General features: G+C 53.4%; 10 protein-coding genes. All 10 read right to left on the bottom strand.

From position 1 onward, the window contains the following. Window positions 1-83: 83 nt before the first annotated feature. The 10 genes from alr to G6Q15_RS00865 all read right to left on the bottom strand — a co-directional run bounded on the left by alr (window position 84) and on the right by G6Q15_RS00865 (window position 11,254). Window positions 84-1,136: an alanine racemase gene (gene alr, locus G6Q15_RS00910; protein WP_164115064.1), complete on the bottom strand. Its 1,053-nt coding sequence runs from the start codon at window positions 1,134-1,136 to the stop codon at window positions 84-86. Beyond that, window positions 1,126-2,763 (bottom strand): MFS transporter, encoded by a 1,638-nt coding sequence (locus G6Q15_RS00905; protein ID WP_164114601.1) that lies wholly within the window; start codon window positions 2,761-2,763, stop codon window positions 1,126-1,128. The genes alr and G6Q15_RS00905 overlap by 11 nt, the downstream gene beginning before the upstream one ends. A gap of 112 nt (window positions 2,764-2,875) precedes the next feature. Continuing rightward, entirely contained in the window at window positions 2,876-3,250 is a 375-nt protein-coding gene (locus tag G6Q15_RS00900) for a tRNA-binding protein (protein WP_164114600.1), read from the bottom strand. After that, window positions 3,247-5,217 carry an acetyl/propionyl/methylcrotonyl-CoA carboxylase subunit alpha gene (locus G6Q15_RS00895; RefSeq protein ID WP_164114598.1) on the bottom strand — a complete coding sequence of 657 codons (1,971 nt, stop codon included), beginning with the start codon at window positions 5,215-5,217 and terminating at the stop codon, window positions 3,247-3,249. Before G6Q15_RS00895 ends, G6Q15_RS00900 begins: the two co-directional genes overlap by 4 nt. Then, complete coding sequence (gene bioB / locus G6Q15_RS00890) at window positions 5,217-6,233, bottom strand: biotin synthase BioB (RefSeq protein ID WP_164114596.1); 1,017 nt, start codon at window positions 6,231-6,233, stop codon at window positions 5,217-5,219. Before bioB ends, G6Q15_RS00895 begins: the two co-directional genes overlap by 1 nt. Further along, the gene (locus G6Q15_RS00885; protein WP_164114594.1) at window positions 6,230-6,802 is read right to left on the bottom strand and encodes a hypothetical protein; all 573 of its coding nucleotides are present in this window, start codon (window positions 6,800-6,802) and stop codon (window positions 6,230-6,232) included. The genes bioB and G6Q15_RS00885 overlap by 4 nt, the downstream gene beginning before the upstream one ends. Continuing rightward, complete coding sequence (scpA, locus tag G6Q15_RS00880; RefSeq protein WP_164114592.1) at window positions 6,799-8,937, bottom strand: methylmalonyl-CoA mutase; 2,139 nt, start codon at window positions 8,935-8,937, stop codon at window positions 6,799-6,801. Before scpA ends, G6Q15_RS00885 begins: the two co-directional genes overlap by 4 nt. Window positions 8,938-9,039: 102 nt before the next feature. Then, the gene (locus tag G6Q15_RS00875; RefSeq protein ID WP_164114590.1) at window positions 9,040-9,840 is read right to left on the bottom strand and encodes an enoyl-CoA hydratase-related protein; all 801 of its coding nucleotides are present in this window, start codon (window positions 9,838-9,840) and stop codon (window positions 9,040-9,042) included. A gap of 24 nt (window positions 9,841-9,864) precedes the next feature. Continuing rightward, window positions 9,865-10,308, bottom strand: a complete 444-nt coding sequence (gene mce / locus G6Q15_RS00870) for a methylmalonyl-CoA epimerase (RefSeq protein WP_164114588.1) — start codon at window positions 10,306-10,308, stop codon at window positions 9,865-9,867. A 1-nt stretch (window position 10,309) separates the two neighbouring features. After that, complete coding sequence (locus G6Q15_RS00865) at window positions 10,310-11,254, bottom strand: DUF808 domain-containing protein (protein ID WP_164114586.1); 945 nt, start codon at window positions 11,252-11,254, stop codon at window positions 10,310-10,312. Between the last annotated feature and the right edge of the window lie 6 nt (window positions 11,255-11,260).

Below are 11,260 nucleotides of genomic sequence, written 5' to 3'. Positions count from 1 at the left end.
CGTATCAGGAATCCAGCAACAGGGTCAGTTCCAATTGATCTATACCCCGCACCATAACTTGCACGGGGCCGAATATAAGAAAGTTAGCGCCACACCCTGTCAAAGCGCCCACCCAGATTGGTGAGCAGTTCATATTGTGACAGTCCAGTCGCAGCAGCGCTCTTTTGCAGGTCATAGCTGCACTTGACCATATCGCCTTCCTGCAAAGCTTCTATGTTGCTGATATCAACAGCTATCAGATCCATTGATATACGGCCTAATACGGGCAGTCTCTGCCCATCCAGCAGCATTTCCCCATTACCGGCAAAAGCCCGCAAATATCCATCGGCATAGCCCAGTGCACAGGTTGCGATCCGCATTGTCCTGTCTGCGGTAAATTTAGCGTTATAACCAACTTGATCACCCGCTTTCAGGTCACGAACCTGCAGCACAATGGCCTCCAGCGATACGACAGGTCGAATATCTGTTTTCAGTTCGGCACGCGCAATGCCTCCATAAAGGGCCAGACCGGGTCGTGTCAGATCAAAATGATAATCCTCACCAAGCGCAATGCCCGCGCTATTGGCTAGGCTGTAACGTCGTGCCTTAATGGCCGACCGCGCAATACTGAAATTATCCAGTTGCGCCGTATTTTGCGGTATATCCTCATCCGCAGAGGCCAGATGGCTCATACATACATCAATATCGAGCTGTTCTAACATCACATTGTCAATTTCATTCATGGGCAAGCCAAGGCGGTTCATGCCCGTATCCACCATCACGTCACAGCGGCCGGCCCCTGCCCCGATCCACTTTTCCACCTGTGCCATGCTGTTGAGTACAGGTTTGACACAGGGGTGGTGCAGGTCCGGATTTGTCATATCCTGCGGCATAAGGCCGTTCAAAACCGAAAGTGATGCATCCTGAAGAAAAGGCAGCAAAGGGGCAGCCTCTTGCCAATGAGCCACGTAAAAATCCCGGCATCCAGCATCATATAATATAGAGACAATATCCGCGGCGCCCAGGCCGTATCCGTCTGCTTTGACTGCGGCTCCTGTCGTAGCAGCGCCGCCCATCCGGTCCAACGTCTTCCAGTTGGACACTAATGCGTCCCTGTCCAGTATCAGCCTAGCAGGAGACGGACAGTTATTCTTCATCAGAAAAATCACGCGGCGGGCCATCAGGAAGGCCCCACCATGCCACAATCACACCAAATGCCACTACAATCCATGTATACCACAGACCAGAGTAGATATTTCCTGTGCTTGCAACAATGACGCCTGCAATAAGCGGCAGGAAACCGCCCAGATAACCAGCGCCAATATGATAGGGGATCGACATCGAACTGTAGCGGATTTTGGGCGGAAACATCTCCGAAAGAAGCGCGGCAACCGAACCATATGTCAGTGCGGACAGCATACCCAACCCCAGCAATATGGCGATTATGCCAAGAATATTGGCAATGCCTGGTTGCTGTTTTGAAAAGTCAAAACCATATTCACCCAGTGCAGAATGGATACCTGCTCGCCTTTCTTTGCTGTCCTCTAGCCAGGCCGGGTCAAGAGTGATTTCTCCATCTCCCGCCCGCAAACGCAGGCTATCGCTCTGCTTCACATCATAGGGTACGCCAGATGACGTCAGGGTTTCCAGTACCTTCCCACAGTCCGTCTGTTCACGGCTGAATAGCTCCGCAAATGGGTCTGTACTGCACTGCGTTCCCTCAACGGTTATAGGTGTGTTTTCTGCCGCCTGGGCAAGTCCCGGATTGGCAAGGCTGCCCAAACCCCAAAAAGCTGGAAAAAGGAGCAGTAGCGTCAATATGGCGCCGATAATAATTGGTTTTTTACGGCCAACCCGGTCCGACCATTTGCCGATAATAAGGTAGAAGCCCATGGCAATAAACCCGGCGACGAACAGGATGAGTTCAACAGTCAGAGCCTCAACATGCATCGGACCACGCAGAAAACTCATGCCGGAGAAAAAGGCAGTGTACCAGATTGTGGTGAGAACACCGGTAATCCCGAAAAGTGCTACAAAAATGCGTTTCTTGTTGCCGGGATAAGTGAAACTTTCAACAAACGGGTTATGCGCAGTTTCACCCGCGGCTTTCATAGCGCGAAAAACAGGGCTTTCCGACAGTTTAAGCCGCATCCACAGCGAAATGCCGAGCAGGATGATGGAAAGGAGAAACGGCAAACGCCAACCCCATTCCGCAAAAGCGTCTGCAGGAATTAAGAAGCGGCAAGCAAGCACCACTGCGATGCTAAGCACGAAACCGCCCGCCACACTGGCCTGAATGAAACTGGTGTAAAACCCACGCTTTTCGGGCGGAGCATGTTCGGCGACATATATTGCCGCGCCGCCATATTCACCGCCCAGCGCCAGACCCTGTATTATACGTAGCAGGATCACAATGGCGGGCGCGGCAAGGCCGATAGAGGCATAACTCGGTACCAGCCCTACCCCTGCAGTGGCTATCCCCATAAGGGTCACAGTCACCAGAAACGTATACTTGCGGCCAAGTTTATCACCCAAAAACCCAAACAGGACCGCGCCTACCGGACGGAAGCCGAAACCGATGGCAAATGTCGCCCATACAAGCAAGATTTCGAGCGTTTCATTGCCGCTGGGAAAAAACGTGGGACCGATAATGTAAAACAGCGTGCCGTAAATGAAAAAATCATACCATTCGAAAATTGTCCCCGCGGATGACGCACCAATCACCAGGCGGACTTCTTTTGCAGATGGCTCATGCGCCACTGCGGCCTCGGTTGTTTCGTTCATATGTCCCCTCACCCTGACAGCTTTCTGTCTTTATGTATCACTGCATGAGCTAGCATAGACCATAGTATGTAGAAAAGTGTTTTAGAGGCTGACTGTCAACACCCTGCAATGCTTAAAAAAGCCGTGCACCATTGGGAACAGATTTGTCAGGCGAAAACAACGTCACAGCGCCTGCCTCATCAGCAAATCCGAGCGTAAGTACCTGTGACATGAACGGGCCAATCTGGCGCGACTGAAAGTTGACAACAGCGGCGACCTGCTTACCTACTAAGTTATTTACCGTATATTTTTCAACTATTTGAACGCTAGATTTACGTATTCCGATACCTGTGCCAAAGTCGATCCAGATTTTATAGGCTGGCTTACGTGCTTCGGGAAATTCTTCGGTACGCATTATCGTGCCGATACGAATATCGACTTTTAGGAAATCATCGAACGTAATTTCTTTCGCTGCGGGGGATTGCGGGTCATGCGCAAGATGGCTCATTCCATCTCCAATATAATCGCATCAACCGCGAGGCTTTCCCCTTCGGCTACACTGACAGACTGCACCGTGCCAGCTTTTTCGGCGCGCAGGATATTTTCCATCTTCATTGCCTCGACAATCGCGAGCGGCTGGCCTGCCTCGACCTTATCCCCCTCTCCCACATGCAGTTTTACCAGCAGGCCAGGCATCGGGCAGAGCAGATATTTGGAAAGGTCGGGTGGCTCTTTTTCAATCATATGCACCGCATGGCGGGCTATATGGGCGGGCAGTACCTGTAGATCATGGCTCGCGCCATGCGCGGTCAGGCGGAAACCGGAACGTATCTGTTCAATGCGCACTGCCAATTCATCTTCACCAAATTCCGCCAGGGCCAGGGCGTCACCGGGTGTATAGGCCATCGAAAGCGGCGCTTCCTCGCCATTTACCACAACCGCATCCTCACTGATCGACACTTCAAGCATTGTGTCACCTGATTTAACCCGCCATTCGGACGGCGGACGCAGCCGATCGCCAAGCTGATTATCAATCCGCAAATTACGGTCGGCATGCGCAGTGGCAATAAAGGCGGCAATTGCTGCAAACCGGGTAAGCAATTCGTCTGAAAGCGTCGCACCTCCGAAACCATCTGGATACTCCTCGGCAATAAATGCGGTTGAGATATCACCTGAACGGAACTTGGGATGCTGCATGATTGCGGACAGAAAATCGATATTATGGCCAGGGCCATCAATTTCAAACTGGTCAAGCGCGGCGATCTGCAAGTCAATCGCTTCTTCGCGTGTATCCGCATAGGTGATAAGCTTGGCAATCATCGGGTCGTAATGGATCGACACTTCGCCGCCCTCGGCCACACCATCATCCACGCGAATGCCCTTAGTAATGGCAGGTGGGCGATAACGCACCAAACGGCCCGTGGAGGGCAGGAACCCGCGATACGGGTCCTCGGCATAAACCCGGTTTTCAATCGACCAACCATTAATCTGTACATCGTCTTGCGTGAAATCCAGTTCCTCGCCTGCCGCCACACGGATCATCTGTTCAACCAGATCTAGCCCGGTAATCTGCTCAGTGACCGGATGTTCCACCTGCAATCGTGTGTTCATCTCGAGGAAATAAAAGCTTTTGTCCGCACCGACGATGAGCTCAACCGTCCCCGCGCTTTGATAATCCACGGCAGCAGCCAATGCCACGGCCTGCTCGCCCATGGCCTTGCGCATTTTTGTATCAACGAACGGTGATGGGGCTTCCTCAACGACCTTCTGGTGACGCCTCTGGATCGAACATTCGCGCTCGTTCAGGTAGACGATGTTTCCATGTTTATCGCCCAGCACCTGTATTTCAATATGGCGGGGCTGCTCGATAAATTTCTCGATAAACACGCGGTCATCGCCAAAGCTGCTCAGGCCCTCGCGCTTGGTCGCTTCAAATCCCTCGCGCACGTCTTTCTCGCTATAGGCAAGCCGCATCCCCTTGCCGCCACCACCCGCGCTCGCCTTCATCATCACCGGATAGCCGATTTCGGTGGCGATTTTCACGGCATGATCGGTATCATCAATTTCGCCAATATGCCCCGGAACAACGCTAACACCGGCTTTTTCGGCAAGTTTCTTGGACTCGATCTTGTCGCCCATAGCCGCAATGGCGTTTGGAGGTGGACCGATAAAGGTGATGTTTTCGTCTGCAAGCTGCTTGGCAAAACTTTCGCGCTCTGACAGGAAACCATAACCTGGATGTACTGCATCCGCGCCAGTTTCCTTGCACGCCGCGATAATCTTGTCGGCTACCAGATAGGATTCAGATGCCGCCGCGGGGCCAATATGCACCGCCTCATCCGCCATCTCAACATGCGGAGAGCGCGCATCGGCATCGGAATAGACCGCCACAGTGGCAATGCCCATTTTCTTCGCCGTACGAATAACCCGGCAGGCAATTTCGCCGCGATTCGCGATCAGGATTTTTTTAAGCATTATTCAGCCGCCTCCAACTCACCGGCTTTACACGCCCGTAATGGCTCCTCACCCTGTAACGCCACAAGTCCCAGTTTCTCAAACAGTGCCGCATCGCTGTCATCGCCCGCATTCGGCGCGGTGAGCAGTTTATCGCCAGTGAAGATGCTGTTTGCACCCGCAATAAAGCAGAGCGCCTGTGCGGCCTCTGACATGCTTTCGCGGCCTGCGGATAGCCGTACCATCGACAACGGCATGGTGATGCGCGCCGCAGCAACGGTACGGACAAATTCGATATCGTCAATCTTCGCCATTGGTGTATCCGCCAGCATATCTCCCAGCACCGTACCCTTGACCGGTACGAGTGCGTTCACGGGCACACTTTCGGGATGTTGTGGCAATGTCGCCAGTGTATGGATAAATCCAACGCGGTCCTCCCGCGTTTCACCCATACCGACAATGCCGCCCGAACAGACATTAATGCCGCTATCACGAACATGCGTCAGCGTATCGAGCCGGTCCTGCATCTTGCGGGTAGAGATTGCCTTTTCGTAATATTCGGGGCTGCTGTCGATATTATGGTTATAGTAATCAAGGCCCGCCTCGGCCAGCATATCCGCCTGTTTCGGCGTTAACATGCCGAGCGTCATGCAAGTTTCCAACCCCATATCACGCACGCCTTTCACAATCTCCACGATCGCTGGCATATCGCGGTCTTTGGGATTACGCCATGCCGCCCCCATGCAGAAACGCTGGCTGCCATTATCCTTGGCCTGCGCCGCACCTTGCAAGATTTGCCGCACATCCATCAATTTGGTGGCTTTTACACCGCTGTCTGCTTCAACAGACTGCGAGCAATAGCCGCAATCCTCGGGGCAACCACCGGTTTTGATCGACAGGAGCGTACAAAGCTGGACTTGATCCGGCTTGTGATATTCGCGGTGGACCGTTGCTGCCTGAAACAGCAATTCGGTAAAGGACATATTGAACAGCTCGGCGATTTGATCGCGAGCCCAGTCGGTGCGGATTTCAGTCATGGATTACTTTCTTGCATGTCATTTTGCTGTTTCAGCTTAACCAGCATTATCTTGATATATATGCGGCTACTCTGCCCTTTCTGGCTGGTAAAGAAAAGCCGCCTTTTGCTGTTATCCTCACCGTCTATATCAATAATACTGTTATACTTTCCGCCCTTGCCACTGGAACGCCCGCCGGAAATGCCCAGTTTGCGCCACAGCGCTGATTTCAGCGTCAGATGATCGTTCTTACTCGCAAGCTGCGCGGAAAGCGCGCATTGCGGTGCAGGCAGCTTTGCGGGTAATTTGCCGATACCCACATAGGTAAGCGCCATATTGTCCGCCGTCCATTTGCGGCCAATCCGCACGGCTTGTTTGGTGAAACCAAAACCAGATGCAGTAACAACGGTGCTCACAGCCTCTACATCATCAAGCGCAGTATAACAGCTCTCTTTGAAAAGCTGCGTAAGGTTTTCAAAATCAGGCGTGCGTACCGGGGCAATATTGGGCGCATCTTCCTGCGCGTGCAATACGGGCAAAGGCGCCGTTAGCAAGAGCAATATGCCCCAATATGTGCCGCGTCTGCTCATTCGGCGGCTTCATCCAAAGGCGGCATATTGTGGCCAAGCAGGCGCAGCACATCAGCAGCGCATTCGACAATATTGGAACCCGGACCGTATATTCCTTGCACACCTGCATCGCGCAGGAAATCATAGTCCTGCGGTGGGATAACACCGCCCGCAATTACCTTGATATCGCCCCGTCCGGCTTCTTTCAATTTGGTGATAAGGTCAGGCACGAGCGTTTTGTGTCCGGCGGCGAGCGAAGATGCGCCGACCACATCGACATCAGTATCAATTGCCATAGCTGCCGATTCCTCAGGCGTTTGGAATAAAGGCCCGCTTATGACTTCAAAGCCCATATCGGTAAAAGCCGATGCAATCACATTGGCTCCGCGATCATGGCCGTCCTGCCCCATCTTGGCGACCATCAATTTAGGTTTGCGGCCCAATCGGTTTTCGACAGCATCCACACCGTCCAGCACGTGCTGCCAGCGTGTATCCCCTGCATAAGGCGCACCGTAAACACCTTTCACAGGGGCAGGTACAGTGTTGTAGCGACCAAAAACCTCTTCCATCGCAGCGGATATCTCACCCAGTGTTGCGCGCTCACGCGCCGCATCCACCGCCAGCGCCAGCAGATTACCTTTGCCCTGTGCGCCTTCGGCAAGCGCCCTGAGTGCTGCCTGGCAGGCATCTTCATCACGTGCGGCCCGGATCTGCTTGAGACTGGCAATCTGCCCCTCACGCACTTTTGTATTGTCGACTTCCAGCGTTTCGAGCAGTTCTTCCTCATTCAAACGGTATTTATTGACGCCCACAATGGTCGCATCACCGCGATCAACCCGGGCCTGTGACGCGGCAGCGGCTTCTTCTATCATCGCCTTGGGCCACCCAGCGGCCACCGCATTGGCCATGCCGCCCTCGCTTTCCACGCGCTCGATAATTTCCCACGCCTTATCGGCCAGCTCCTTGGTCAGTGCCTCCACATAATAGGAGCCACCCAGCGGATCGACCACATTGGTCATGCCGGTTTCTTCCTGTAATATTATCTGCGTATTACGTGCGATTCTTGCGGAAAAGTCTGTGGGTAACGCAATCGCTTCGTCAAGCGCATTGGTGTGCAGCGACTGCGTACCGCCCAGCATCGCCGCCATCGCTTCGACTGTGGTGCGGATGACGTTATTATACGGATCCTGCTCGGTCAGCGACACGCCCGATGTCTGGCAATGCGTGCGCAGCATTTTCGAACGTTCCGACTGCGCGCCAAGCTGTGTCATGGCCCGGTGCCATAACAGCCGCGCCGCGCGCAATTTGGCGACTTCCATAAAGAAATTCATGCCAATCGCAAAAAAGAAGCTCAGCCGCCCTGCAAACTTATCGATATCCAGCCCCGACGCGACGCCATATTTCACATATTCCATGCCATCAGCGATAGTAAAAGCAAGTTCCTGCACCTGCGTCGCGCCCGCCTCCTGCATATGATAACCGGAAATGGATATGCTGTTGAATTTGGGCATATTGTCGCTGGTATAGGCAAAAATATCGGAGATAATCCGCATCGATGGTTCGGGTGGATAGATATAGGTGTTGCGCACCATAAATTCTTTGAGGATATCATTCTGGATCGTGCCTGCGAGCTGATCCGGCGACACGCCCTGCTCTTCCGCAGCGATGATATAAAATGCCAGGCACGGAATAACCGCACCGTTCATCGTCATCGACACCGACATTTTATCGAGCGGAATCTGGTCGAACAGAATTTTCATATCCTCGACCGAGTCAATGGCAACACCGGCCTTACCAACATCACCCAAAACGCGCGGATGATCGCTATCATAGCCCCTGTGCGTGGCAAGATCGAACGCCACTGACAGCCCCTTTTGCCCGGCGGCAAGGTTGCGGCGGTAAAAAGCGTTTGATTCCTCAGCAGTTGAAAAACCTGCATATTGCCGGATGGTCCACGGACGGCCTGTATACATGCTGGCATAGGGCCCGCGCGTGTAAGGCGCAAAACCAGGCAAGCCGGGATCGCTTTCCACATCATCCGCCGTGTAAATCGGCTTAACGGTAATACCTTCGGGCGTGTTCCAGTTCAGGTTCTTGCCCTTGGTTTCCTTTTCAGCTTTGACCTGCCAGTCATCAATTGTCGGTTTATCAGTCATATCATAACCCTATAACCGCTAGCCCTGAGCTTGTCGAAGGGCGTTTCCCAATAAGTCGCAACGTGTTTCAAGCAAGAGCTCTGCACTAATGGCAATGCTGAACTACTTACCGATAAATTCGGCCTTTTCCTTTTTCAGGAAAGCAATTGCACCGATCCGTGCATCTGCACTGTCACCTGCTATATGTTGTCCATTTGCTTCCGCATCCAGCGCCTCATCATAGGTCCGGTCAAGATTTTCCATGGCCATACGCCGCATGATGCCCAGCGCCATTGTCGGGCCGGCGGCAAGGCGTTCGGCGAGAACGCGCGCTTCGGTCATCAATTCTTCGTCAGACGCGGCCTTGTGTATCATGCCCCACTCATATGCCTTGCCAGCACGGATTTTTTCACCCAGCATCATCATCTCAAACGCCCGAGCCTTGCCAAGCAGGCGTGGCAGCATCCATGTCGCACCGCCATCGGGAACCAGGCCGATATTGACAAATGCCTGCAGAAAATAGGCCGATGCGCCTGCTACGACAAAATCACCTGACAGCGCAAGCGAACAACCGACACCTGCAGCAGGACCATTGACTGCAGTGATGAAAGGCACCGGGATTTCCGCGACCTTTTTCATCATCGGGTGATAGCTGTTATCCAACGAAGCCTTGGCTGCTGCACCGCCGCTCGCGGCCGCAGCAAGGTCTCCTCCACTGGCCAGATCCGCGCCCGAACAAAAAGCTCGTCCCTCACCCGTCACCAGTATCGCCCGCGCCTTGTGTGCCAGCGCAGCATCAATGGCTTTGACAACCTCATCCGCCATAGATGGCGGCATGGCATTAAGCCGCTCTGGCCGGTTCAGAGTGATGGTCGCGACGTGGGTGCTTTCATCCATGTCCAGTTTCAGCATGTCATATTGCATCTTCTTGTCCTTATAAATCGCGGCCTAATGCCCCGTACCCTCTTTCGGGCTTTCCATAATCTCTACCAGCATCCCCTGCATATCTTTGGGATGCACAAAAAATATCGGAGTTCCATGCGCGCCAATGCGGGGTTCGCCCAGCACACGCTTGCTCATGGCTTCAAATTCAGTTTTTGCCGCATGTATTTCAGGTACTTCAAAACAGATATGATGCTGACCGCCCAGCGGGTTTTTATCCAAAAAGCCCTGAATGGATGTGTTGCCTGGCAATGGCTCGATCAGTTCAATCTGGGTGCCATTATTGGGACCATCGGCAGGCGTATCAACAAAGCATACTTTGACGCCCTGTTCAGGCAGGTCGAAAGGGTCATGGATATGTGTTGCACCCATGACATCACGCCAATAAATGATGCTGTCCGCGATGGAAGGTGTGGCAACGCCAATATGGTTGAGACGGCCCAGTTTCATATCAATGCCCCTCCCCGTGTGGCACTACTTTGTGCACAATAGGTGCAATCACCGCGCCAATGGCTGTGCCTGCCAAGCCTGAAAGCACCGCGAAGATCAGCCAACCGAGAAAACCCTGCATGCCCATAGGTACGGCATGGACAATTGGCTCGGCGATCATTTCAATCAAATGCTCCGGTCCATGCCAACCCAATTCGGCGGCGTTGTGCACCAGCAGGCCACCGCCCACCCAAGCCATGGCAAGCGTCCCGATGATTGATATGGTAGTCAGCAGCCGCGGCATAAAGGAAACAAGGCCCTGCCCGAATCTGGCCATTGCTCCCTCGCGCGTCTGCGCAAGATGCAGGCCTATATCATCCATTTTGACGATGAGCGCTACGGCCCCATAAACGATAATCGTGATAACGATCCCGATAATCGCTAGGATTATGGCCTGCTGCCACCAGCCTGTATCCGCCACTTCTGACAGGGCAATCGCCATGATCTCCGCGGACAGTATCAGGTCGGTGCGAATAGCGCCGGCAACCATTTCATCTTCACGGTTCCCGCCTTCGACTATGGCCGGAGCATCATGTACATTGGTTTCATCGACATGAAATAGCTCAAGCACTTTTTCAGCAGCCTCATAGCAGAGGAAAAGCCCGCCTATAATCAGCACGATCGGGATCAGGAACGGCGCGAACTGTCCCAGCAACACCGCCGCCGGAAGCAGGAACAACAGCTTGTTCTTGATTGACCCCTTGGCGATTCTCCAGATCATAGGTAATTCGCGCGCCGGCGAGAAACCCGTCACATAACGCGGCGTCACCGCAGCATCGTCAATTACAACGGCTGCGGCCTTTGATCCGGCGCGCCCTGCTGCCGCACCAATATCGTCAATCGACGCGGCCGCAACCTTGGCAATTGCAGCCACATCATCGAGTAATGCTAATAATCCTGATGGCATATGTTA

The sequence above is a fragment of the Sphingorhabdus sp. Alg239-R122 genome, assembly GCF_900537065.1.
Classification (GTDB): Bacteria; Pseudomonadota; Alphaproteobacteria; order Sphingomonadales; family Sphingomonadaceae; genus Alg239-R122.
The sequence above is the reverse complement of the archived record's forward strand: the minus strand, read 5'-3'. Positions and strand labels throughout refer to the sequence as shown.